Annotated in this window: 22 protein-coding genes; 3 read left to right on the top strand and 19 right to left on the bottom strand. The window is 32.4% G+C overall.

Annotated elements, in window-relative coordinates:
- Positions 1-384: 384 nt before the first annotated feature.
- From Q0829_RS20105 to Q0829_RS20065, 9 genes are all read right to left on the bottom strand, one after another.
- Positions 385-2,406, bottom strand: coding sequence for a hypothetical protein (locus Q0829_RS20105; RefSeq protein WP_298546335.1), 2,022 nt, complete (start codon positions 2,404-2,406; stop codon positions 385-387).
- Positions 2,399-2,860, bottom strand: a complete 462-nt coding sequence (locus Q0829_RS20100) for a hypothetical protein (RefSeq protein WP_298546334.1) — start codon at positions 2,858-2,860, stop codon at positions 2,399-2,401. The genes Q0829_RS20105 and Q0829_RS20100 overlap by 8 nt, the downstream gene beginning before the upstream one ends.
- The gene (locus tag Q0829_RS20095; RefSeq protein WP_298546333.1) at positions 2,861-3,826 is read right to left on the bottom strand and encodes a hypothetical protein; all 966 of its coding nucleotides are present in this window, start codon (positions 3,824-3,826) and stop codon (positions 2,861-2,863) included. It abuts the gene before it with no gap.
- A 551-nt stretch (positions 3,827-4,377) separates the two neighbouring features.
- Positions 4,378-4,857, bottom strand: a complete 480-nt coding sequence (locus Q0829_RS20090; RefSeq protein ID WP_298546332.1) for a hypothetical protein — start codon at positions 4,855-4,857, stop codon at positions 4,378-4,380.
- Positions 4,858-4,940: 83 nt separating this feature from the next.
- Positions 4,941-5,513 (bottom strand): cysteine hydrolase family protein, encoded by a 573-nt coding sequence (locus tag Q0829_RS20085; protein WP_298546331.1) that lies wholly within the window; start codon positions 5,511-5,513, stop codon positions 4,941-4,943.
- Positions 5,514-5,658: 145 nt separating this feature from the next.
- Positions 5,659-6,027 (bottom strand): endonuclease domain-containing protein, encoded by a 369-nt coding sequence (locus Q0829_RS20080; protein WP_298546330.1) that lies wholly within the window; start codon positions 6,025-6,027, stop codon positions 5,659-5,661.
- A gap of 71 nt (positions 6,028-6,098) precedes the next feature.
- Positions 6,099-6,782: a DUF2490 domain-containing protein gene (locus Q0829_RS20075; RefSeq protein ID WP_298546329.1), complete on the bottom strand. Its 684-nt coding sequence runs from the start codon at positions 6,780-6,782 to the stop codon at positions 6,099-6,101.
- Positions 6,783-6,793: 11 nt separating this feature from the next.
- Positions 6,794-10,024 (bottom strand): hypothetical protein, encoded by a 3,231-nt coding sequence (locus Q0829_RS20070; RefSeq protein WP_298546328.1) that lies wholly within the window; start codon positions 10,022-10,024, stop codon positions 6,794-6,796.
- Positions 10,025-10,042: 18 nt separating this feature from the next.
- Positions 10,043-10,816: an MBL fold metallo-hydrolase gene (locus Q0829_RS20065; RefSeq protein ID WP_298546327.1), complete on the bottom strand. Its 774-nt coding sequence runs from the start codon at positions 10,814-10,816 to the stop codon at positions 10,043-10,045.
- A gap of 113 nt (positions 10,817-10,929) precedes the next feature.
- Here Q0829_RS20065 and Q0829_RS20060 point away from each other — a divergent pair, with 113 nt between their 5' ends.
- Positions 10,930-11,175, top strand: coding sequence for a hypothetical protein (locus tag Q0829_RS20060; RefSeq protein ID WP_298546326.1), 246 nt, complete (start codon positions 10,930-10,932; stop codon positions 11,173-11,175).
- Here the strand turns inward: Q0829_RS20060 and Q0829_RS20055 are convergent.
- The 3 genes from Q0829_RS20055 to Q0829_RS20045 all read right to left on the bottom strand — a co-directional run bounded on the left by Q0829_RS20055 (position 11,172) and on the right by Q0829_RS20045 (position 14,437).
- Positions 11,172-11,522 carry a hypothetical protein gene (locus Q0829_RS20055; RefSeq protein ID WP_298546325.1) on the bottom strand — a complete coding sequence of 117 codons (351 nt, stop codon included), beginning with the start codon at positions 11,520-11,522 and terminating at the stop codon, positions 11,172-11,174. The genes Q0829_RS20060 and Q0829_RS20055 overlap by 4 nt on opposite strands.
- A 269-nt stretch (positions 11,523-11,791) precedes the next feature.
- Positions 11,792-12,937 carry a serine hydrolase gene (locus Q0829_RS20050; protein WP_298546324.1) on the bottom strand — a complete coding sequence of 382 codons (1,146 nt, stop codon included), beginning with the start codon at positions 12,935-12,937 and terminating at the stop codon, positions 11,792-11,794.
- A gap of 30 nt (positions 12,938-12,967) precedes the next feature.
- Positions 12,968-14,437 carry a M28 family peptidase gene (locus Q0829_RS20045; protein WP_298546323.1) on the bottom strand — a complete coding sequence of 490 codons (1,470 nt, stop codon included), beginning with the start codon at positions 14,435-14,437 and terminating at the stop codon, positions 12,968-12,970.
- Between the two features lie 218 nt (positions 14,438-14,655).
- On the opposite strand from Q0829_RS20045, the gene Q0829_RS20040 reads away from it, so the two are divergent.
- Both Q0829_RS20040 and Q0829_RS20035 read left to right on the top strand, forming a co-directional pair.
- Positions 14,656-15,786: a VWA domain-containing protein gene (locus Q0829_RS20040; protein ID WP_298546322.1), complete on the top strand. Its 1,131-nt coding sequence runs from the start codon at positions 14,656-14,658 to the stop codon at positions 15,784-15,786.
- Positions 15,787-15,824: 38 nt separating this feature from the next.
- On the top strand, positions 15,825-17,288 hold the full coding sequence (locus tag Q0829_RS20035; protein ID WP_298546321.1) for a magnesium chelatase: 1,464 nt from the start codon (positions 15,825-15,827) through the stop codon (positions 17,286-17,288).
- A gap of 82 nt (positions 17,289-17,370) precedes the next feature.
- Here the strand turns inward: Q0829_RS20035 and Q0829_RS20030 are convergent, their stop codons facing one another.
- From Q0829_RS20030 to Q0829_RS20000, 7 genes are all read right to left on the bottom strand, one after another.
- Entirely contained in the window at positions 17,371-18,198 is an 828-nt protein-coding gene (locus tag Q0829_RS20030; RefSeq protein ID WP_298546320.1) for a DUF1853 family protein, read from the bottom strand.
- Between the two features lie 11 nt (positions 18,199-18,209).
- Positions 18,210-20,267, bottom strand: coding sequence for a transporter substrate-binding domain-containing protein (locus Q0829_RS20025; protein WP_298546319.1), 2,058 nt, complete (start codon positions 20,265-20,267; stop codon positions 18,210-18,212).
- Between the two features lie 3 nt (positions 20,268-20,270).
- Positions 20,271-22,340, bottom strand: coding sequence for a transporter substrate-binding domain-containing protein (locus Q0829_RS20020; protein ID WP_298546318.1), 2,070 nt, complete (start codon positions 22,338-22,340; stop codon positions 20,271-20,273).
- A gap of 149 nt (positions 22,341-22,489) precedes the next feature.
- Positions 22,490-23,506 carry a pirin family protein gene (locus tag Q0829_RS20015; protein WP_298546317.1) on the bottom strand — a complete coding sequence of 339 codons (1,017 nt, stop codon included), beginning with the start codon at positions 23,504-23,506 and terminating at the stop codon, positions 22,490-22,492.
- Positions 23,507-23,516: 10 nt separating this feature from the next.
- Positions 23,517-24,962, bottom strand: coding sequence for an amidohydrolase family protein (locus Q0829_RS20010; protein ID WP_298546316.1), 1,446 nt, complete (start codon positions 24,960-24,962; stop codon positions 23,517-23,519).
- Entirely contained in the window at positions 24,934-25,395 is a 462-nt protein-coding gene (locus tag Q0829_RS20005) for a DUF3291 domain-containing protein (RefSeq protein WP_298546315.1), read from the bottom strand. Before Q0829_RS20005 ends, Q0829_RS20010 begins: the two co-directional genes overlap by 29 nt.
- Positions 25,396-25,398: 3 nt before the next feature.
- Positions 25,399-26,475 carry a proline iminopeptidase-family hydrolase gene (locus Q0829_RS20000; RefSeq protein WP_298546314.1) on the bottom strand — a complete coding sequence of 359 codons (1,077 nt, stop codon included), beginning with the start codon at positions 26,473-26,475 and terminating at the stop codon, positions 25,399-25,401.
- Between the last annotated feature and the right edge of the window lie 8 nt (positions 26,476-26,483).

Raw genomic sequence — 26,483 nt, 5'->3', positions numbered from 1 at the left:
GGTTTATAAGACTTACTACAAGTGTCGAAAAAAGGCAATTATACTTATATCATTATACCTCTCCGCTTATTTTTATATTTTATTCAATTTATAAAAATATAGTGTATTGGCAAAAATTAAAAGACCTTATGATCAAGTATCAAACATTTTGCTTCGATCAAATATATAGTTTTACAGAATATGTTTTTAACCATTTTACTTCTCACTCAAACCCTTAGCAAATTCTTCTTTAAAATGGGTTCGATTTTTGAATTTTCTTGATGAGTTCATTTTATCGTCAAAAAAAAATAACACACTATAGAGTATGAATAGTACCGCAGAAATTATTATTGTTTGTAGTTATAAAATTGCTTCGAAGTTGCAAACTTCGTAGAGCGGGACAAATTACATTTTTTTAATAAATTTTCCTTTTCCTAAATCAATAAGTTCAAAATCAACGTCTTTAGTACAGGCTTCAAAAGTATTTTCAGATTGATGAAATGAAGAAAAAATAATAGATTGAGTACTATGATAATTGCCTAATCTTTTTAACAAAAATTGAAGGTCATTATCTCCTGCTTCTTGTTGCCCCGGTTCGTCAAGTATGAAAAGTTTAGGATGATTGCAATCAAATTTTTCAGAAGTTTCTTTTAATGCAATCGTATAACTCCAAATAGCCCGAGTAAAGTCACTTGCTGATGAATCAAATTTCAAAGAGTATCTGTCTACCACAGGCATTAAAGTATCTCTTGATATACTTATGCTGTCAATTGTTTTACTTCGATAGTGAAATTCACCAAGTAGTTCTTTAAAAATTCTTTCTAACTCGGATATTTTTTTGTAATCGAATGCAGAAAGTGATTTAGGTAATTTCTTTTCTTCACTTAATATTTGCACCCATTCGTCAGATAAACTTTTAAAATCTTCTTGAAACGAAGCTAACTCCTCATATTTTCTTCTGTACAAATCCAATCTTGCTTTTAATTTCAGTCGTTTTTCAATAAGTTCAATTGAAGGCAATCGGTTGTCACTAGTCAATTGAGTTTTAAGAGTTCGAATATCACTTCTAGTTTCTGAAATTTTTATATTGTAGAGGTCAATGCGTTTTTCTAAATCTGAAATATCATTTTTGTGATTTGAGATATAAATTTTAATTAAATTAATTTGTGATTTAAGATATTCTAGATTTTCCTCTATCTGCATTGGCACGATTTCAATATCTTTAGGAAGTAATGAGTCATTTAGACCTTGACTGCAATAAGGACAGTTGTCATGAGCGATTGCAAAACCTTGTTCAGCACCTTTCTTTTTAACTTTTAGATGATATTCGTTTTGAATCTTATCATTTTCTAGTTCTAAAAGTCTTTCCTGAAAAGATTTATACTTGCTGATTGCTAAATTCTTTTTATTAATTGTTGATGAGAGATTAATGGAATAATTACTTAATTGTTCATTTAAACGATTAATTCGTAATTCGGATTTTTCTGCTTGGTCGCCTACATTTGGAACTTCTAAATCAACCAATTCTTCATATTCCTCTTCAAGTAGGTTAATATATTCTAATACATTGTATGTTTTTTCCTCTGTTACATAAACTAAATAAACTGAATTAGTAGAGTTTATAATTTCAGGTTGATTTCCTACACCTCTTATTTCACACGCTATTTGGTTGGCAAGAGAATTAAATTCGTTGTATCTATTTTTCCAATCAAAGATTAAATCATTCTTGTCTTGTTTTAATTTTGATTTTCGTTGTTGTATTTTCCAAGAATCTAAATTCAGAAGAAACTCTAACGCTCTAGTTTCCTTGTCTAATAAAGCATAATAGGGAATGGTTGCTAAAAAATCTGTCCAACCTGCTTTTTGTTCAATAATGAAGCTAGGAAAAATATTTTGAAGATATAATTTCCTAAAGCTTCCATCTTTGTACTGCACTTGCGGTAATTCCCAACCCATCAATTTCTCAAGAAAAGAATGGAATCCGAAAGCATTTTTATTATCAGCTGCTCCTTTGTCGTGAACATACATTGGAACATAGTCATACTGTTTATGATCTGTTAAAAGTGGTCCATTAAAAACTTCAACCAATCCTGATTTTTTTGATTCACTAGAAATATATCTTTTCACTGTTACGGTAGTGGTGCCCTCAATTTCTAAAAGAATATTTGATTCAATTACATTAGCTTCAATCTTATTCTCGTTATTAAGTATTTCACTTTTAAGAACAGATTGCATTGTTTTTTCGTTTTTTCCTCCAATAAGCTCTTCTAATCCTAAACAAAATAAAATTGACTGAAACAGAGTACTTTTTCCTGTTGAGTTGAAACCTTTTATTATTGTTAAACTATCACTAAACTGAAGAAGTGGTGTTCCGTAAACACCTTTATCAGTATTGATTGTTATTTTTAAGGCTCTTATTTTAAGCATTCTTCCATTGATTTATTAATCCGTTAATAATTTTTTCCGGAATTTTCTTTCCGATTAATTTCAAAACTTGTTTTTCATTTATGAACAAAGTTTCATCTTCATTAATTTGTTCTACAAACTTGCGTCCTTTTTCTAATAGCTTATAATTACCTTTGTCAAAGTCAACCAATTTTTCAGCGTAGGCTAAATTTAAAGCTCTATTTAAGGTTGACTCAATTCCAAAAAACTGAAGCTCTTTTTGGTAATTTGACGTTACAAAATCTTTAAGAGTATTTAAATTTTCATATGATTTTAAAGCCCAAGAAAATAAATGAAGCTTTAATAAACTTGCTTTACCTGCATATCCATTGAAATAAAGAATTAAAAGAATCTGGGATACCTTGTACATAGGTCGATAATTTACGTACAAAGGCATTTCTCTTTCGGTAAATGATATGTATTTGTTTTCTTTCATTTAACTAAAATCTAGTGAACATTCTAAAATCCAAAAAGAAACCAAATACGCTGTAAGTTCTTCTTTATTAGATTCAGATAAGAAATGAAATTCTTTATTAATTAGCGTCTTTACAGTACTGTTTATTTCTTTTAACTTTTTTCCGTTATCATTTACAGGGATAAGGCTTTCTTTTTCAACTTTTTTTCCAAGTGAACCTCTAACCCGAACAAATTTTTCGTAAAGCTTGTTATTGAAATTTGACCACTTCTCTAGGATATCTTCACCAATAAGAAAATCTCTAATTTGTAAATCTGTGAGCCCAACTATATTTTGTGCATAATCTTTTTCAGGATTTTTTGGAAAAAGCTTCGCGTTTTTTCTTAAACCATTTTCAACAAAGGTGTTATTCTCATATACAGCTTTGAAGTCTTCTATGGTTTGATTAGTTGGTTCATCACTCGTAAAGTCTATTTCAGGATAAGTAATAGGTTTTAATAATCTACCTGTATCAATTATGCTAGGGATTTCAGGAAGGAAATATTCGTAATCTTTTAATCCAACTTCAAAGTCATTATCTATAAAGTCCAAATCCCAACTTTTAACTAAATTTTCCTTTGCATTACAATGCAAAATTAATTCCTTGGATTTAATCAAAGGTGTAGTGAAATGCCAAATTTTTATTTTGTTACCATTGAGTATTTTTCTCAATTTAACTCGATAATCAAATAGTTTTTTTATGTCAGTAGTTATTTTATGTCTTTGATGCTCGTATAGTTCCTTATCAGTATATTCTTTTTCTGGGCAATAACATTGATAAGCGTCACCGATTGAATTATAACCATCAAGACCATAATCACCACCTGAATCCGCTGGGACAGATTTAAAATTATGATGTTGGTGTTTTATCTTTAAGCAACTTTGACAAAATGCTTCCCATTCGTCTCCATCTGTAAATGTTAATCCAATTTCGGTTAGTTTTATCATTATTCAATTATTACTTTTCTGGCGTTGGCTTATGTATCGGCAAAAAACCAAATGTGTTGTTCGTGCGTTGGCGTTTTTAGTTCATAATGTTCAATTTCAGCGCAATTTCCCAGATTATGCACAACAACGTGTTTATATAGTTGCCAACGTAACCATATTTCTCATCTATCAGAAACAAAGTTACCATAGGATCCTGTGTCTTCTTTACGGAAAACCACAATCGTTTGGATTATATTTTATGTTATTAAAAAAGGGGTAAGACTTCTAAACTAGATAATTATTTTGTAAGAAAAAAATACAGGAAGGTACTAGTGTGTCGGGAGTATTCCCTCTATTAATAGCTTAGCCTTTGTGATTACTGATAAAATAGGGTGGAGAAGTGGTGGGGAAAATTTATTGAAAAACTTTTGGTTTTTTGTTTCCTCTCCCTCAGGGAGAGGATTAAGGTGAGGGTTTTTATTTGATTTTCTCACTACTTTTGTCATTCCAGTGTAGACTGGAATCCATAGTATGTTTTGTGATAGATTTGGATTCCCTCTATAGAACGGAGTTTATACGTTATCTGTTTGAACATTCTGATTCCGGAAAATAAGAATGCTTAGGATAGTACCAACTGCGTATCCTACTAATAGATAAGCGTCAAAATTTAGGTGTTCTAAACTAACAGAGTTTTCAATTCCTGGTTTTACATTAAATTCAGATAACCTTTTTAATCGATAATTAAGTAATATGACGCTGCATTGCCAACTAAGAATACCACCAGCAATGATAAGAAGGTATGTGAGTATTTTTTGTCGAAGATGTTTAGGATTCGCAAAATATCGAACCCATAAATAAAATAATGGTATAACACCTATAGAAATAGCAAAGAACAGCCGTGCAGAAAATTGTCCACTCATTGAACTACTGAAAATGCTTACATCTCCTTTGTTTAAAAATAAAAAGGAAAGGTTCATAAAATTGGGATACAGTACAAAGCCAACAATAGTTAACGCAATTACTGCTCCTGAATACACTAAAACTTTTTTCATTTTTATACTACTAACGATGTCAAATATACAAGGCATCAGAAAATATATTGCTACCTAGAAATGAATAGGCGGTTTGTAAAATATTACTTAACAGCCTGTAGCATATCTTCTGTCTGTACAACCGTAGCAAACTCATCCTTGAGATTTGCAATTTCTATATCATGAACTATTTGGGCATCATATCGTTTGCCATTAGCACCGATTTTATCAAAAGCGGCGACTCCATCTTCCATCAAAAACACATTAAATCCATAGTTAGAAGCCATACGAGTGCTGGTAGATACACAATGTTCTGTAGTGAGTCCTACAATCACTAGATTTTGGATGCCGGCATCTTCTAACTGTGTTCTCAGATCAGTACCGATAAAAGCACTATTTACATCTTTTTCGATCACAGGTTCATTAGGCTGCGGTATAATAAAATCCTGGAAGTCATTCCCGGGTTTTCCTTTAGCTAATGGTGATTCTGGATTGGTAGAGCAGTGTTTTACGTGATATATTGGTAGCTCTTCTGTTCTCCATTTTTTTAGTAAGGCCTCTATATTTTTTTCTGCTTGTGGATTATTTCGTTCGGTACCGTAATATCCAGGACTGTTGATGCCTTTTTGCACATCTATTAGCAAGAGTGCTGGATTGTCTTTTTTGGTCAATATCATTGTCTATTTTTTATTTAAGAGCTCCCTTCTTTTTTAAAGAGGGGAATAAATCCGCCCAAAGCGGAGAAAGGGGAGTTAAACCCTCCGTCTCAAACTGCGTTTGAGCCACCTCCCTTTTTAAATAAAGGGAGGAGCTTTTTTTAATTTATGTTTTAAAATTATCTTTTATTTCTGCTAAAACAGAAGGTAAATGATCGAAAATCATTTTGTTTTCGAATCTTATTACGTTAAACCCTAACTCATTCAGTCGTTTTGTTCTTATTTCATCTTTTTCCTGAGCTTGGGGTGTATTGTGAACTTCACCGTCTAGTTCAATAACCAGCTTTTCTGAAGCACAATAAAAATCCACTATATAATACTCAATACTATGCTGCCTCTGAAAACGTTTCCCTTCTAGTTTCCTCGCTTTTAATTCTTTCCAAAGAAAAACTTCTGCGGGAGTACTATTTTTTCTTAGTGTCCTTCTAAACTCTTGCAGCTCTTTTTTAGAATGAATTTGTTTTTTATTTAGCATGGTTTCTTTATGGGAACATTTAGATTGTCAGTTTGACAATAATAAATTTCTTTTTAGACCTCTTACTCTAATTATTCATTTTTCCTAAAGTCGGTATTATAGATGATACCTAACTGTAATCGATCAAAATTCGCTCCTGTAAAATGATTTTTCAGATACCCTAATTGAATACTGAAATTAGACTGTACATTATACCCAACAGCTCCATACAATCGATTCTGACCAAATATAGGTTCTTGTAGATTGATAAAAACTTCGTCGTATACATTCAGGAACCATTTATCATTAAAAGGGTAGGTGAGTTGCAGTCGATATCGTGCACGATGCTCTGTAAAATCATCAAACTGAGTGCTGATAAAACGTTGTTCTAATCGATATCGATGTTCGAATTTTACTTTTCCTACGATGTTCTTAAGAATAAACTGCTCAAATATTCTGTGTTCATTACTGTTTTCTTCATCAGGGATATCCGCAAAAGTTCCATCGGTATTGATATATCCATATCCAATGGTAGCAATTGCATTTTCTGTGAGATGATAATTTAAACCAGTTCGCAGTAATAATTGATTAAACGTACCTGCCACCTCATAGAATCGAAACTGTGCTTCGGAATGAATACTTAGTTTATCTGTTATTCGATTGGTTCCAAAATACATATACCAGGCTCCCCATTCATCTTCTCCGGTTTCCTGTGCTTTGGTGTTTGCAATAGTAATGGTAGTCAGTATTACTGCGAGGGCAATGATTTTTTTCATATATAAAAGTCCTATTTTATTGTAAAGGTTTTTATTTCTTTAAAAGGAGAAGTTTCTAGTTTCTCTATAGATTCCTGATAAGGTTTCCAATCACTTGTAAAGAACGCATTTGTTTTTTCTAATGCATCCATTAGCGCGTCTTTAGCATGTTTTATCAAGGTTTTCTCCGTAGTAGTCAACCCATTCTGTCTGCTGCCTGTATACCAACCAGCGGTTCCTAGACGCTGCATTACCGTTACTTCAGGATTACGAGTGATTCCTTGTCTTTTGTCCTCTTTTCCTAAATATATAGCAACGGTAGAATCAATCTTTTTGATAATGTTTTTAGAAGCTTTAATCTGATCTTTAAATTTCTTTTTATCCAGTTTTTTCAATTCATTTTGATATTTAGAAGCTACTTCTTTACTTTCTACCAATTGCTTCACAGCATCTGCAGCGGTTTGTGTCATAGCTTCCAGGTTTTTAGAAGCAGCGTATACTTCGTTTATATTTTGTGGAGAAACTTGTAATCTAGGATCTGATTGTATCTGTATACTGGTTTCGGATTTCTGATCTCCGTATTCCATCACTAATTTATAGGTTCCTGGTTTTACTTCTACACCGCCTGGTTCTTGTTTACGTTTCTGAATTTCTCTAGACGGTCTATCAACACCTTTCTCATCCATAAACCAGCTTATTTTATGAATTCCGGTGGAGTCAGGAGTTTTTTGCTTTAATGTTCTGATGAGTCGGTCGCCATCATACACTTTTAGGTGAATAGAATCCCATGTTACTTTCGTTTCTTCTTTTTCATCGTCCGTAGTATCTTCTTCTTCTTCTTCTTCTTTGTCTGCTTCTTTACTATCTTCTTCTTTTTTAAACGCTTCTTTTTGTTCTACGGTTACGAAATAAGAGATATGAGCTCCAAAATCGCGATTCTCGCCATTAAACAAAGCATCTCCACCAAAACGACTTCCGGTAGGTTGCTGATAAGCAGCTTGATATCCAACTGGAGGATCGAATACTTTTAATTTTTGACTTAAGATGCTTTTGTTTTTTGCTAAAGCACGCAATGGTCTTATATCATCCAATACCCAAGCGGCTCTACCAAAGGTGCCGATTATCAGGTCGTGTTCTCTTGGCTGGATCACTAAATCTTTTACCGAAACGGTAGGGAAACCTGATGTCCATTTGGTCCATTTGTTTCCTGCATCCAGAGAAATATACAATCCATCATCAGTTCCTAAGAATAGTAAATTTTTCTCTATAGGATCTTCTACAATACTCAATGCATAGCTTTTTACATCACTACCATCTACAATGCGTTGCCATGTTTTACCATAATCCACCGTTCTATACGCGTATGGTGTATAATTAAATCTTCTGTAGTCATTGGCTACCAATAGCGCTTCTCCTTTTTTCTTATTAGAAGCTTTGATCTGTACAATCCAACTACCAGTCGGTAATCCTTTAATGTTTTTAGAAACGTCGGTCCAGTTTGCTCCTCCGTTTTGAGTGATATGAACTCGCCCATCGTCCGTCGCTGCCCAAAGCATATTTTGCTCTAAAGAAGAAGGTTCTATGACTAAAACGGTACAGTGGTTTTCGGCTCCTGTAGCATCCATCGTTAAACCACCGCTTTCTGCTTGTTTTAGTTTTTCTGGATCATTAGTGGATAAATCTGCGGATATGATCTCCCAGGTCAATCCTTTGTCTGTACTTTTATGTACAAACTGACTTCCAAAATACAAGGTGTTATTATCAAAAGGATCAATATTGATCGCTGCATTCCAGTTAAAACGTAGTTTTATTTCCGGATCCGGGTGCGTAGGTCTCACCGTGTAGTTATTACCAGTCATCCAATCATAACGACTTACAAATCCTTGTTGACTCATAGACCATCCATATCTGGAATCATCTTTATCCGGTACTACATCGAATCCATCTCCAAAAGAAATCTCTTGCCAATATGAGTTTCTGATTCCCTGGGCTTTCCAAACATATGCTGGTCCACGCCAGCTACCATTATCTTGCATACCTCCGTATACATTATATGGAAACTCATTATCTACATTAATATGATAAAACTGTGCTACAGGTAAGTTTCCGATAAATCTCCAGGTTTTTCCTCCATCACGTGTAATATTTAGACCACCATCATTACCATCAATCATAAAATTGCCATCTTGTGGATGTATCCACCATGCGTGATGATCTGGATGGACACCATTGTCCACACCATATGCTGGCATTAATTGTTTAAAGTTTTTACCACCATCTTCGGATACATTTACATAGGTAAATACAGAATAAACTCTGTTTTCGTTCTGCGGATCTACATATATTTCAGAATAATAGAATGGACGATTACCTATATCATTTTTATCATTTATTTTTTTCCAGTTAAAACCTCCATCTTCTGATTTATAGAGTGCATTTTTTTTAGCTTCAATAAGTGCGTAGATAATATTTGGCTTATTTCTGGAAATAGCAACGCCGATACGTCCTAAATCTCCTTTAGGTAAGCCATCTTTATCCGTTCGTTCTTCCCAGGTTTTTCCTCCATCGTGAGTAATATATAATCCAGAGCCTTCGCCTCCGGACTTAAAAAACCATGGATCACGTTTATGTTCCCACAAAGCGGCAATTAATTTATTAGGATTAGAAGGATCCATAATTAGATCAGCAGCACCAGTTTTATTATTTGCAAAAAGTATTTTATTCCACGTTTCTCCTCCATCTGTAGTTTTAAAAATACCTCTCTCCGGATGTTCTCCCCAAGGTGAGCCTATCGCAGCAACATATACAGTATTTGGATCTGTAGGATCTACAATTACTCTATGGATATGACGGGTTTTTTCTAATCCCATCAGTTTCCAATTTTTGCCACCATCTAGTGATTTATAGATTCCGTATCCTCCATTAAGGCTGTTTCTGGGATTACCTTCTCCAGTTCCTACCCATATCACAGAAGGATTGGATTGCTGGATTGCTACTGCTCCGATAGATGCGGTAACTTGTTTGTCAAAAACAGGTTTCCATTTAATTCCGCCAGAAGTAGATTTCCAAAGTCCTCCAGAAGCGGTTCCTGCATACATAATATCCGGATCTGAAGTAACTACATCAATGGAAGTCACACGACCACTCATTCCACCAGGTCCTATATTGCGTGGATTTATTTTTTTTACATACTCCATTGAAAATTCCTGAGCAGAAATTCCGGAAACTAGGATGAGAAATAGTAGAAATAGTAATCTTTTCATGTTGTAATAATGAGTTAATTATAGTTGTATTTGTTGTTCTAGTGTTGTTAAGAAATGTATGTTAGGATATTTTTCCATCATCTCCTGCAACTCTTGTTGCTTTATTCTTGGTGATATATGTGTTGCAATAATTTGCTTAGGATTAATATGCTTAGTAATATGCTGGGATGCATTATTTTCTAAAAGCATCCAATAAGGTAGAATTGCAATATCAATATTTTCATTGGTCAAATCTAATTGATTAAAAAGATTGATTTCCTCCATCCAATTAGTATCTCCGACATGTAGAATTCTGTGTGTACCCAGATCTACAATGTATCCTACATTCTCTACTCCGATATGTCTTTTGCCAACGTGATTTATTTTTAGTCCGGTAATTCTAAAATCTTTAACCTTGATCGTTTGTTTGCTATAATCAGTTGTAGCTATGGTAAACAATCGATCTTTAGAAGTTTTAATTTTTTTGGTGATTTGATTGGATCCAAATAAAACAGATTTTTTGTTAGATGCCAAATACTCATTGGCTAAGGATTCACTAAAATGATCTCCATGATAATGGGTAAATAGAATAGCATCTGGTTGTAATTGTTGATGTATCTTATGTATTAAAGAAGTAGTTGGAAAAAGATAATCCTCACCGTATTTAGTATGTAAACCATCAATTAATACAGAAGAATCTCCATTTGATATATAAACACCCATATTTCCTGTGTAAACTAAAGATAATTTCTTTTGTGAAAATCCAGAAATACCTATAAAAATGAGCGTTAAAAGGAAAAATCTTTTTAACATTTTTTGATTGATTATCTAATTGTGCGCTTAAAGTTAAGAAAATGAAAATGCGAAACTCTTAAAGGGGTGTTAAGGTGAAAAATAGGTACATTTGAAGGATGAAAACTAGTGCCATGAAATATATAGAACTTACTTTAAAGAATCATACAATTGTACACGGTTTCGACGCCAGGAATCAGGAAATTACTGAGGAAGTTGTTGTAGCATCAGCATCAAAAAAGTTGGTAGCAGTGGAAAGAATACTATCTGTTAGTGAACAATATATTTTAATCAAATATGGGTATGATAGAATTATATATTGGGAGTATTTAGAGGAATATAAAAATGTAAAAGCTATGTTGCTTAAAGACTCATATTAGGGAATCATTATTTTAGTTTTTTTACTATTTCTAGCAGAGATTAACTTAAACTCTTTATTCACTTTAATTATTATAATGTTTCCTGTATGTAGATTAATCATTTTCCATCTAAAACCATATGAAGTTTCGAAAATAGCTGAACGAGCCGTTTTTCTTAAATCGATTTTATCTATTTTTTCGATAACTTCTGCAGCTAATATGTCAAGCCCTCTTTTCTGAACTTCTTCATCAGTAAGTTTGCGGTCTATTTGATTTTGAATAATTCCAAATGTAGGTTCTGTAAAAGAGTCGATTGAGTGTAATATACAGAAAGGGGATAATAAGAAAAATAGTATATATGTTTTCATAATTCGTTATTTATTAGAACTATATACTATGCGTGTTACATATTATATAGTTACTAGATTATTAATGTTGTAACCATATTATTGTAATTGCTTGAACTAAAATTTGACATTCTTAAATTAAGGGGTGATAAAATTAATTCATATAAAGTCTATTTAAGGTATAATTTTGTTAAAAAAAAGTGAATAAATCATAAAAAATGAAATTTAGGAAGGTGTTTATTGATTTTTTTTGAAGAATTATTAAAAAAATCTACCTTTTTAAGATGAAATTATTTATTCCGAAGCTTTTCGGCATTATAGATTTCTCTTCCTAATTCAGCTAGAAAAGGAATACCTATTTCATCGTATTCATAGTGATCATCATTAAAAATTCTATTTTCATTTACATGTATTGTAGCAGATAGTATAAACTCTATATTATTTTTTGTATCCTTAATATATGCGCAGTCTGTAAGGTATCCATACGCATATCCAACCTTATTATAGATTTCTATATGTTTTGGGATGTCTTCTTTCGTATCTCCGAACATAAAAAACTTTACATAACTATCATAATATCTTTTGGTTTTGTACCCTGCATCTGATGGTAATATTTGCATGGTATTAATTATGAAATCCTGATCATCTTTTGTAATATTAAAAAGATCATTTTCTGAAAATGAACCAGGAAACTGAATGCGTTTCATCATCTCATGCAAAGATCGTAGTGGAAGGTAATTTTTTTCTGAGAAATCTTTTGGTTTACTAAGCAATGTATCGTTATAGATATAGGCTGTACCTTTTAATACTTTGTTCAAGGGTAATTTTGGTAATGGTCTATTTTCTATACTTTCTTGTTTGTGTGTAGTAATACTATCTTCTACGTTTTTTTTAAAAAGAATTGATTGAGTTTTTAAATTATGAGAATGAAATGCTGACAACCGATGCGAAATACGACCTTTAAGATTTTTAGATTGTAATTTTTGATTAATATAATCCTGTCCAAGAAATTCGAATAGTCGATTATATGCCTGATTATCGCTTACAGCGAAAATTTTTAAGATCTCTTTTTCTATAGTAGTGTAGAGCGTATCCCGCTCTAGTATAAAATTAGTTTTTCGATCAATAGAAATTCCATTTTTTTGAAGCTCTTTTAGTTTCTCTAAAGCAATAAGTGCTATTGGAAATTTAACAGCGCTTGCAGGATAGAAATAGGTGCTATCGGATATATTAAACTCATAATCTGTAAAAGTTACCTTTTTGTTTTCGTCTTTGTTAATTTGACTATATAATATTTGTACTTCGTGTTTTTCAATATGTTGCATTACATTTTTGATGTGCGGTACATCAGAAAACAGTACTTCTTCTAACGGATTTTTTTTAATACAGGAAGTAGTTAAAAAACTTAGTATAAGTATGGATAAAATATATTTCATAATGCTAAGAACTTATTGAATAAATCAGCGTTACTTTCTGTTGTATAATTTTTTACCTGCTTCATAATACTTATCACCTTCTACCCAAAAAGGAGTTTCTGGATTGTTGGCAATATTTCTGCAAGCCAATACATAGGATTGAAAGAACTTTAATAAATAATCATAATCTAATGTATCTGGATTATCGGTAACCTGATGATAGTATTTGGTTATTTCTTCATCAAAGGCGGTAAAACCCATACTGAATGTTGGTGCAGGAATTCCTTTGGCAGCAAAATGTACATTGTCTGATCGATCAAATAAACCTTGTTCGGGAGCAGGGTCATCAATAGCCTTTAATCCAAAAGGTGTTGCCGCACTTTTAATATCTTCTGCCGCAGTTGTTCGCTCCAGACCCACTATGGTTGCTATGCTTGTATCGTTATATCCTCCATTATCACTATTGAAACAATATACCATTTGATGTAAAGGTAGCATAGGATGATTTACATACCACTTACTACCTAATAACCCTTTTTCTTCTCCAGTAAATAGAATAAATAGTGCAGATCTTTTGGTTGGATACTTAGCAATATTTTGTGCTGCAGATAATACGGTTACAGTTCCTACGGCATTGTCTCTTGCACCATTATAAATAGAGTCATTATTAATAGCTTTTCCGATACCAACATGATCATAATGAGCAGAATAAATAACAAATTCATCCTTTAGTTTAGGATCTGTGCCCTCGACCATTCCAACTACATTTTGTGATACGACGGTACTTTTCTTAATACCTTGAACTTCTATCGTGGCGCTAACCTCATTTTTCTCTTTAAAAAATTTACTGATCTCTTCTTTTTGATCATTGATCCATAAATAAGTGAAGCTATTAGGTTCTTCTTTTTCTTCAGAAACACTCATTTTTTCTCCATTAAAACTATGGTCTAATTGTGACCAGGTTTTATCATCTATACTATTAACTTCTATAATTCCGATCGCACCTTTTTCTTTGGCTACAGCCATCTTTTCCTGCATTTTAGAAAATGCAAATCTAAGGTTGCTATTCTCTTTTGTTCCGGAATATGTAACTACTATTTTTCCGTTTACATCTAAATTTTTGTAGTCTTCAGCTAAACCATAATTGACAAATACTAATGACCCTGAAAAGGATGTGTTTACTTTTTTTAATGTTACTATTTTAGAAGTCGTAAAATCTCCTATATTTAATGATGCGTTCTCGAATGGTGAAGTAGCATTCAGCATAACTTTCTGAAAGTAATCATTATTTTTTGTTGCTGGTTTAACACCGTATCCACGTAACATATTAGCCAGATATTGAGCAGCTATTTTGTTTTCGGGAGTACCTGTTTGTCTTCCCTTTAACTCATCTGATGCTAAAAAATAAATGTGACCTTCAATTTCACTTTTAGAAACAGTAGATGTTACCTTTTTGATATCATCTTGCGCAAAACTGATAAATGGTAAAGCTACTAATACTGATAAAAAAATATTTTTCATAAGCCAATTAAGATCTTTTGTTATTATTATGTCCGTAATTCTTAGGATACAGATTAAAAGTATGCCTGACTTCTCAAAGATAAGAATTGTGTAGCGTTTATAGGATGAGAATAAAAAGAGTTGTTATATGAGGTCAATTCTCCAAAACATTTGTTAATTCTATGTGATTACCTTCCAGTTCGGTCGGTATCTTTTGCAAAATGTGTTAAATTTATATAATGAAAGAGAAAAAGGGAATTTTTAAAAAAGGATTTGCTTTTAAGCATTATGAAGCTCCAGAACAATCTCCATTTGATAAACTTTTTGATATTTTTCAAGAGATTATTACTCATACTTCAGGGGATCTGGATGAAGCCTTGGATTGGATGCGAGAGCTGGATAAAGAATACGAGCTTACAAGTGAAGACTACACGCTAGACGATTTTATTGAAGATCTTAAGAAAAAAGGATATATCCGAGAAGAAATCAAACCGGATGGAAAAGGTGGTATGTCTATAACTTCAAAAACAGAACGTGCTATTAGACAAAGAGCATTGGATCAGATTTTTGGAAACTTAAAACGTAGTGGATCTGGAAATCATAGAACCAAATATACAGGACGAGGCGATGAGCATGCTGGCGAATATAGAAACTATCAGTATGGAGACGCTTTAGAAAGAATCTCCATAACGGAAAGTTTGAAAAATGCTCAAATAAACCATGGAATTGGAGAATTAAATCTTACCGAAGATGATCTTGTTGTAGAAGAAACACAGTTCAAGGCTCAGATGAGCACCGTTTTAATGATCGATATTAGTCATAGTATGATCTTATACGGAGAAGATCGTATTACGCCAGCTAAAAAAGTGGCAATGGCACTTGCAGAACTCATTACAACACGGTATCCTAAAGATACATTGGATATTCTTGTATTTGGTAACGACGCCTGGCCAATTGCGATTAAAGATTTGCCATATTTACAAGTAGGCCCGTATCATACGAATACAGTTGCAGGATTACAATTAGCCATGGATATGTTGAGAAGAAAACGTAATACGAATAAACAAATTTTTATGATTACAGATGGTAAACCAAGTTGTCTTAGAATGCCAGATGGTCAATACTATAAAAACAGTAATGGATTGGATCGTCAAATTGTAAACAAGTGTTATATGATGGCGCAACAGGCCAGAAAATTGCATATACCTATTACAACTTTTATGATTGCGCAAGATCCATACCTGATGCAGTTTGTAAGAGAATTTACATATGCCAATCAAGGAAAAGCTTTTTATACAGGTTTAAAAGGATTAGGAGAGATGATTTTTGAAGATTACGAAACCAATAGAAAAAAAAGAATCAAAGGATAAAAAATAGTATATATTTAGAATTTTGCTTAAAAGAAAATATGAATACAAATACAATAAAGACATTTGGACAATTAAAGGAATCGGGGTATAAAAGTAAAAGCATAAAAGATGAGCTTAGAGATAATTTAAGAACTAAGATTAGTAATAAAGAAGTTACTTTTACAGGAATCCATGGATACGAAAATACTGTAATTCCAGAGTTGGAACGAGCAATTTTATCACGGCATAATATTAATTTGTTAGGATTAAGAGGTCAAGCAAAAACCCGATTGGCTAGACAGATGATTAATTTACTGGATGAATGGATCCCTATTGTAGAAGGATCAGAGATTAATGATGATCCATATCACCCGATATCCAGATACGCTACGAATTTAATTAAAGAAAAAGAGGATGAAACTCCAATAAGTTGGATACATAGAAATGATCGTTTTGCAGAAAAACTTGCAACACCAGATGTAACTGTGGCTGATATTATTGGCGATGTAGATCCAATTAAAGCAGCGAATCTAAAACTGAGTTATGCAGATGATAGAGTAATTCATTTTGGGATGATTCCCAGAGCTAATCGTTGTATTTTTGTAATAAATGAATTACCTGATTTACAAGCTCGTATTCAGGTAGCACTTTTCAATATACTGCAAGAAGGTGATATTCAGATAAGAGGATTTAAGCTTCGTTTACCATTAGATATGCAGTTTGTATTTACCGCTAATCCAGAGGATTATACCAATAGAGGTAGTATTGTTACACCGTTAAAAGATAGGATTGGTTCTCAGATCCTTACGCATTATCCAGAAACTATAGAAATAGCTAAAACGATTACACAGCAAGAAGCGCAATTAGATTCTAGACAAAGCAATTTAGTTCATGTACCGGATTTGGCTAAGGATTTATTAGAACAGATTAGTTTCCAGGCTAGAGAAAGTGAGTTTGTGGATTCTAAAAGTGGTGTGAGTGCCAGAATGAGTATTACAGCATATGAGAATTTATTAAGTACAGCAGAATATAGAGCATTAAAATCCGGGGATGAACATACATTATTAAGACTAAGTGATTTTATGGGGGTTGTTCCTGCAATTACTGGTAAAGTAGAACTAGTGTATGAGGGAGAACAAGAAGGTGCGGCATCTGTAGCACATAATTTGATTTCGGATTCTATTAAAACATTGTTTCCCGAATACTTTCCTAAAATCGAGCGATTAGAAAAAGAAAGTGAAAGAAGTCCTTATCAAGAATTGATTGATTGGTTTTTTGAACAAAGTGGTTTTGAGCTTTTGGATGAAATTTCTGAAGATGAATACATAAAAAAATTAGATGAAATTAAACCACTGAACGATCTTATTAAAAGCTATCAGGAGGATATAGATAAAAAAGACAGCTATTTTATGAAGGAGTTCCTGTTATGGGGATTGGTAGAACATAAAAAACTGAGTAAATATAGATTGTCTGAGGGATTCAGATTTAAGGATTTGTATGGTAGTTATATTAGTGATTTATAACGGATATAGTTAATGGTTGTTGGTTTTTTTTAACCTTAGCTATAGTTATGCTGAAAAAAACAAACAACCATCAACTTAAAAATCACCACCAGACAATAAAACATTTAGAAAAATCATCTTCATTACTTTGGATAAAAAGTAATGGAGATTTTTTTTTGGTAAGTTCAGTATTCAAGTCATCAGAAATGGATGCAAATGTATGCCAGGTTTCATTGTGTGTAGGATCTGTTATCCAGTCTTTTTTCTTAGGAATATAATAGCGATAAGATCCGTATTTCTCTTCTGTAAATTCTTCTGCGTGGATCCAATATCCAACAATGCATTCATTATTAAGATGAGAAATTTTCTTATTTTCATGTGATAATGGAACGAATAAATTTCCAAAGAAACATACTTTTTGTACGATATCATTAGGTCTGATATCTAATTTTTGTAATGTAGTTATGGTTTCAGAGCGATAGAGTAGAGGTAATTGTTTTTCTTTTAACTTGGTTACTTTTTCTAATAGACTGTCATTACGATTAGGACCAATCCACCTTTCTAATACTACTTCACTTCTTTTAGGATCATAGAGATAAAACTTATAAATTAATTCTATATGGAAAACTTGTTTTCGCTGTAAATCTTCTAATAAAAAATCTAATTCTCCGATGGTTATTTTATCCTTAAATATCTGAAGATTTTTTAAGATGATCTTATAATTTTCACTGCTGTTAACGAAGTATTCGAAAAAATGTTCAATCCTTTTACCTAAGACCTCATTTTCGGAAATTTGAATAGGTAGCTCCTTCTCATTAGGTATAAAACCATCAGAAATCTGTAAGTCAAATTGTGATAGTTCAAAAAGAGAAACGCTTTTCCATAATAGCTTGCTGTCTAAAAAACCAGCATATTGTTTTTTGATAGACATTAAGGGTATTATTAATTTCTAAAAATAGAAATATATTTATCTAAGATAGGTCTTAGTATTTTTCTATCCACTGGTTTAGCAACAAAATCATCACATCCGGCTGCCAAAGCTCTTTCTATATCTTCTTCTGTAGAATATGCTGTTTGTGCTACTACAGGGAGATCCGGACGCATTTTTTTAATACGTTTTGTGGCATCATACCCATCCATAACGGGCATTTTGATATCCATTAAAACCAAATCAATTTTGTCATTGTCTTCACATATTTCAACAGCTTCTTTGCCATTTTTAGCACGATATATAACAAACTCGAAGTCGATCATTTTTGTTAATACGGTTTTTAAAAATAAGAAGTTTATTTCTCCATCTTCGGCTATGAGTACCACGTGTTTTTCTGGTATGATATTTCCTTCTTTATTTGTAGATGATTCTGCGTTATTTTGCATTGGGGTATAAGGAATTTTTAATAAGAAGGCACTACCTTCATTTTCTTTACTTACAAAAGAAATTTTTCCTCCGATTAAATCTGTGTATTGTTTAGCAATAGCCAGACCTAAACCAAGGCCTCCAAAATTTTTAGAAATCTCTTTTTCTGATTGAGAGAAACTCTTGAAAATAATATCTTGATCCTTTTGTTTAATTCCGATTCCTGTATCCTTAAGAGATATTTCAATAGAATCCTCCACAAGATAAGAAAAGATTGTTATTGAGCCAGCATTAGTGAATTTTATACCGTTATCGATTAGATTATTGAGTATTTTGTAGAGTTTTGATTTATCCGTAATGATTATATTTTTTTCTTCTGGAATTTCATTCTCTAAATGTATTGTAAGATTTTTTTCTTTTGCTTTGTGGATATATTCAGATACTAATTTAAGAAGGAGCTCATTTAAATTAGTTTCTGTAAATCGAAGTTTACTTTGTTTAGTCTCGAGTAAAGAAATTTCTAAGATATCATCAACAGAAGTAATTAGATCTTTACCACTATCAATTATAATTTCGGTGTACTCCTTTCTTTCTTCGGGAGTTAAAGAATCTGATTTAAGCAGTTCTGAGAACCCCATAATTCCATTCATTGGAGTTCTGATTTCGTGAGATATATTTTGAATAAAATTGGTTTTTATCCTGTTACTTTCTTCCGCTTTATCCTTTGCAATTTGAAGTTCTCTGGTTTTTTGTTTGATTATAAATTTTAAATAAAAGTGTATAAGAATAATACTTGCCAAAGCGGTGAAAAAAATAATAGATGAAATAACCCAGAATTTAGGTTTTTTATAAAAAGGTTTCACCGTGCTGAATAACCAATTATCTAGGATCGCCTGCTTTTCTTTGTTAGTGATATTACTAGTTGCTTTAGCAATGATATCATTAAGAACTTTGTTTTCTTTATGTACGGCAATGCTTGGAATATAATTATGATTTATTTCTGTAATAACTTTTAAACCATCAAGACCTTCTGTTTTTATTAAATAATTTGCTAGTGCTTTTCCTCCAATATACGCGTCAGATTCTCCAGACTGAACGCTGAGTAAACACGCTATATCATCGGGATAGTTTTTTATATTCAGATTAGGATAATTTTTTTTAAGGTAGTCATCAATAGAATAGCCTGTAGGTGATGCTATTTGCTTATTTTGAAAATCTTTAAACTTTAATGAAGTGTCAACTTCTTTTTTGGCAACCAGAACAAATGGGGTTTCAAAAGATTTGGTGTAGAAGTTTAGAAATTTTTGTCTTTCTACAGTTTCCTGCATTTCCAAAACAATATCAATTTTTTTAGTTTTAACGTCCTCCAATAATTTGGTCCAACTTGTATAATATTTTTTTTGGAAAGTATAATTGATTTTGTTTTCAATAAGACTAAAATGATCTACTAAAATGCCATCGATACTATCTTTTTTATTTATAAACTGATAGGGAGGGTAATATGGATATACGGCAACATTAATAGAGCCTTGTTTTTGTAGCCAGTCTTTTTCAGTTTCATTAAGAATATCATGATTGGAGCAGGATGATATTCCAATAATTAGACATATGAAAAGAAAAGTGTGCGTTATCTTGTATTGCATATGTTATTTTGAGTTGATGGTCTTATTTCTATTTTTTTTAAAAACAGGAAAATATTTATTTAATATTGGTTTAAGTATCTTTCTATCTACAGGTTTGGAAACAAAATCATCACAACCAGCATCTAGTGCTTTTTGCACATCCTCTTCAATCGAATAGGCGGTTTGGGCTATCACAGGTAAATCGGGCCTCATTTTTTTGATATAAGAAGTAGCATCATATCCATCCATAATTGGCATTTTAATGTCCATAAGAACCAGATCAATGTTATCATTTTCCTGACAAATAGTTACCGCTTCCTGACCATTTTTTGCTCTATAAATAGTAAAATCATAGTCGTTCATCTTAGTAAGGATTGTTTTTAAAAACAAAAAGTTAGTTTCTCCATCCTCGGCTATTAGTATGATATGTTTCTCTGTTTTTAAGAGGTTTTTATCCTTGCTAGGATCTTTATTTGTTTTGTTTTTTGTGACTGGATTAAAAGGAACCTTTAATGTAAATGTGGAACCCTTGTTTTTTTCGCTAAGTAATGTTATTTGCCCTCCAATAAAATCAGCATTTTTTTTCGCAATAGTTAATCCAAGTCCCATCCCATCATATTCTACAACTGTATTTTCGGAGTTAGACGCCAGGCTTTCTTTTATTCTGTTTTTATTTTTTTCATTAATACCAATCCCAGTATCTTTTATAGAAATAAGTAAAAAATTATCTTTTAACGTATATGAAATAGTTATAGACCCATTATTTGTGTATTTTACTGAATTATCAACAAGAACATTGAGGATTTTATTTAATTTAGGGCGATCCATCCATACTAAATTCTGGGAATTTGTTAGATTATTCTCAATAAAGAATTCAATGTTTTTTTCTTCTCCTTTTATGCTATAATTAGATACCAGAGATTGTAGCACGTTACGAAGATTAATCTCTACTAATCGTAGTGTAAATCTTTTGGTTTGTAATTGAGAAATTTCTAGAATATTATCGATAATAGACAATAATTCTTTGCTATTTCCAATAATCATCTGAGTATATTTTTGTCTTTCTTCTGAGGTTAAATCTTCTGCATTCAAAAATTCCGAAAGTCCAATGATTCCGTTCATTGGGGTTCGTATTTCTTGAGGGATGTTATTGATAAAATTCGTTTTTAATCGATTGCTTTCTTCTGCAATATCTTTGGCAATTATTAGCTCCTTTGTTTTCTGTTTTATTTTAAATTTCAGATAAGAATTGAAAGCTATAACTGCTATAAAGGATAATAAAGTGATTAAAGATATTAATATCCAGAATTTGGGAGTACGATAAAAAGGAATAACATTACTATAATACCAACTGTTTATGATAGATTCTTTTTCTTCTTTTGTAATGCTTGCCAGTGTTTTAGAAATAATACCATCAAGAACAGTGTTCTTCTTATTGATAGCTAATCCAGGTTTGTAATTTAAATTAATACCAGGCTTTATTTTTAGGTTATCAAGTTTTTTCAACCTAATATAATAGTTAACCAAAGCTTTAGGACCTATATACGCATCATATTCGCCAGAATTTAATTTTGTTAAACAGGTCAGTTCATCTTTATTGGTTACAATGTTAAAATCGGTATATGTTTTCCTTAAGTTTTCAGTTATAGCATAGTCTTCAGGAAGTACGATCATTTTGTTATTTAAGCTTTCAATGTCATCACCGAAACGCGCTCCTTTTCTGGTAACAATTACATGGGGAGATTTAAAAAGTGGGGCATAAAATTTTAAATAAGATTTTCGTTCTTCGGTCTCCTGAATTTCCAGAATGCATTGTGCTTTATTATCTTTTACATCCTGAAGTAACTTTGACCAATCGTTATAACGTTTTGTTTGAAATTTATAACCAATTTTCTGTTCAATTAGTTTGAGGTAATCTATAAAAATACCATCAATTTCATTTTGTTCATTAACAAATTGATATGGCGGGTAATACGGGTATATAGCAACTGTAATACTATCATTTTGCTGTAAAAACTTTTTTTCCTGATCACCTAATACTAAAGGTTTTGTGCAAGAGGATATCACAAAAAGTAGTGTGAAGATAGGGAGCAAGCATAGTAGTTTTTTTAGCATATAAGTTCATCATTTAAACACTTAACTTTTTTTCCCTCAAATAAAGATAGTGTTTTAATAGTAGTTTTGAAAGGGGGAATTTTCAAAAACCACCAGTTAGATGGTGTAAATATTTGAATATTAAAAGCTTATGTGTTTTTATTAATTTCAGTCCCATCTGGATATAAAGCAAAGCGTCCTTTAGATTTTTTATGAACATGATCATAGCTAGGCCAAGGCCAACCACCGAATTGTGTTTGTTGATATTCTTGAATAGCTTCTCGGATTTCGGATTGACTATTCATAACAAAAGGTCCTTGTTTTACCACCGGTTCATTAATCGGCTTTCCTTGTAGTAGTAAGAAATGAGATTCGGTAGTACCATTTTTAATGGTTAATTCTTTATGGGAGTGTGTAATGATTTGATGATTTACCGGAATCGTATATCCTTCACTTTCGATTTCATTTCCTTTAAAAAAATAGATGGAACGATTTATTCCTTCAGAAGCATTCGGAAATGTAAACTCAGCATTTGGTGCCATTTTTATTGTCCAAATAGCAACTTCATTTTTTGGATTGGCAGCCCAAGAATCCGGAGCAGGATCTACAGCGTTTTTCTCTTGCAGATTTCCGGCGATTATAGTAATCTCGGTAGTATTACCATTTTTATCAACAGAAGTAACTGTAGGTATTTCTTCGTTCCAAAGCATTTTAAAATGAGGAGGTACCATTTTTTTGTTTTTTGGGAGGTTGAGCCAAATCTGAAATAATAAAAAAGGATTTTCTTCTTCAGTATTTAAAAGTGGGAACATTTCTGAATGTTGCACACCTTTGCCAGCGGTCATCCACTGAACATCACCATTACCAAAACGACCTGCAGCTCCTAGAGAATCAGAATGATCAACAAGTCCTTTTTGTACAATAGTTACAGTTTCAAATCCTCGGTGCGGGTGTGCCGGAAAACCAGGCACTGTAGTACCATGATACATTCTCCAACCATCTTTCGGAGTGAAATCCTGACCTATGTTTCTCCCAGCTAGAGAAGAGGTAGGACCTAGTTGCTCATTTCCTTTGGGATATTGATCTTCGTGATATGCACAAAAAAGGAAGGGATCGCTTGTTTCCCAGATAAACCCCAATGGTTTAATTTTAATAATGGCATCCATAATTTGACTTTTAGTTTCTGAAAGTAAGGCACTCTAAACAACTGTATTCTGTCATTATTTTTTTAGGATCATAAACTTGATCACCTTTAATTACTTGATAAATATCCCGAGTGTTTTTAATGTTTAATAGGGGATTACTATTTAGAATTACTAAATCAGAAACTTTTCCGATTTCTATAGTACCAGTGATTTTATCTTTTTTAAGATAGTTAGATCCATTATAAGCTGAGGTTTTTAGGGCTTCTAATGGTTTTAATCCTGCTGAAACCATTGCTTCTAATTCACTATGTAATGAGACCCCTGAATAGGTATATGAATTATAAGCACCACTATCAGATCCAGCGAGTAATTTAACATCAGCCTCTTGTAAAGACTTAGTGAGTTTCTTAAAAAAGGTATTGAGTTCTTTTCTTGATTTTTTAGCTTCATCAGATGCCGTAAGTGCTCGTTTGATACGTCCGTCATAGGTTTTGATAATTCCTTTCCCAATGATTTTTAAGTAAGGATCAGCTGTATGATCTACTTCGTCAAGATAACTTAATACGTTACCAATATGTAATGTAGGAACGACATAAGTGTTATTATCTTTTAATAGCTGGAAAGTTTTTTGAGCGGTTGTATCATTATAGGAAGAAATTAAGCCATCCATTGCGTTCCAAAAAGTAAGTTCTTTATTAATAATAGCTTGTGTAATCTCTTTTTCATTATCGGAGCAACCTTTCAGAACATAATATAGATGTTCTATTGCACCAATTCCCGAATTCACTGCTTCATTCAGTTCTACCGTAAATGGCATGTGGCCGGAAGAGATGATACCTCTTTCTGTTGCTTGTTTTAGTATTTCTAAATAATTTTCTCTAGAAATTCTACTATCATATATTTTTACAAAATCAGCAGGAATTTTTTCTAATGAGTCCAGTGCTTTGATAACGTCTTCAGAGGATTCTACGGCTATGGAGCCTGCCCAAGTGGCATTTGCTCCATCTAGTTTCGGACCAGAAGTATAAATAGTTGGACCGATCAATTCATTGTTTTTAATTTCTTCTCTCCATTTTAAAACTTCATTCGTAAGATCGCCACCTGCATCTCTTACCGTTGTGACTCCATTTGCTATGAATAATGGCAATAAGCTTTTATTTTCTTCAATTAATGAATCTCCTCCTCTTAAATGAATATGATTATCCCAAAATCCAGGAAGAAGGAATTTATTGGTACCGTCAATTTTGTTTTTAGCAATGTAGGTGTCAATACTATCGACAGTTGCTAGTTTTACAATTTTTCCTTTGTTAATATATACTGTGTTTTTGGAAATATTTCCATTTTCAACTTGAATCAGGTTGATATTTGAAATCACAATATCGTATTGCTCCTTTTCTTTTTTGGAGCAACTCAAGATACTAATACATAGCGATGCTAGTACTATTATTTTATAACTTTTTATAATTGATTGCATCATCTGTTGTGAATTTACTTTTAAATGAAAAAGCGTAAGGAGTTTCACCATGTTCTTGCAGATAATACAAACGCTCTTTAGCTTCTTCTGGAGAAGGTTCATGTCCATTTTCTACATACCAGAAAGCCATATGCATTCTAGGCATTTTATGAAACCATTCTTTTTTTCGTTTTAGGATTTCTACGTGGTCAGTTTTATAAGTAAAATTGAATAACGCATCCATGCTCTCCCAAACAGACATATTGATGATTAAGAATAGGTTATCAAATACGGTTATGGCAGTTGCATTTCCTTCATCACCTTTTAATCTCCATACAAAACCATCGCTTTGTTCTGCTAATTCGTTAATTCGATCCAGGTTGTTTACAAAATCAGCCATGATAGGATCGTTAATAGGGGCTAACATTTCGGCAATATTTACTTGTGCTAATTGCATATATTATTTGGTATTAAATGTTCCATTATCCACATCTTTGATAAATCTTATCAAACCATCGAAGAAGTTTTTTTGATCATCAAATTGTGATAAATGACTCCCATTTGGACAATGTAGATATCGACCATATTGCACTTCATTGGCAATCCATTCCATTTCTTTAGGATCCATAGTGTCGTATTTTGCGCCAATAGTTAGGGTAGGAACAGTGATTTTAGATAATTCATTTTTTACATCCCAATTTTTAAGGGTAGCATCACCTTTAATCCCAAATTCACTAGGTCCCTGCATAGTAACATATACATCCGGATTAAGATGTTTAAAAGATCTATTGATAGGTTCTGGCCATTTATCAACAGGCATTCTTATGACATGTTTTGTGTAGTAATGTTGTACTATAAGATTTAAGTATCGTTCATTAGAATAATCTTCCTTTTCTTCATAACTCATAATTTCCTTTAATACTTCTGGATCTAACTGAGGAGCCAATATTTCATCAGAATACTTTTGATACTCAGGAATAGATGCAACCATATTAGAGATTATAAGCCCCTTTAAATTCTTTTGATATTTTAATGCATATTGCATTCCTAAAATTCCTCCCCAAGACTGCCCATATAGATAAAAATTATCTTTATTTAATCCTAAAGCAATGCGTACTTGTTCGACTTCTTCTACAAATCGATCTAGATCCCATAGACTTTTGTCTTTAGGCTGATCACTGTAGTAAGACCCCAATTGATCATAATAGTAGTATTCTATGCCTTCTTGAGGAAAAAAACCATCAAAACATTCATAGATCTCATGTGTCATTCCTGGACCTCCGTGTAGCAACAGTACTTTGACTTTTGGATTATTACCTATTCGTTTTGTCCAGACTTTAAAATCTCCTTTTGGAGTGGTAATAGGTATCATTTTGATACCTCCCATGAATTGATCATCCCGATTGGTGTAATCAAAGTAGTTGATTGTTTGTTGTTCTTGTTCTTTTTTGACTATAACTTTTTCTTCGGTCTTAATTTTGGTGCAGCTTTGGACTAGTATTGTAATGAGTATAAAAAAAGAAATTATGTTTTTCATCGTCTTAT

Source organism: uncultured Aquimarina sp. (assembly GCF_947492405.1).
Classification (GTDB): Bacteria; Bacteroidota; Bacteroidia; order Flavobacteriales; family Flavobacteriaceae; genus Aquimarina.
The sequence above is the reverse complement of the archived record's forward strand: the minus strand, read 5'-3'. Positions and strand labels throughout refer to the sequence as shown.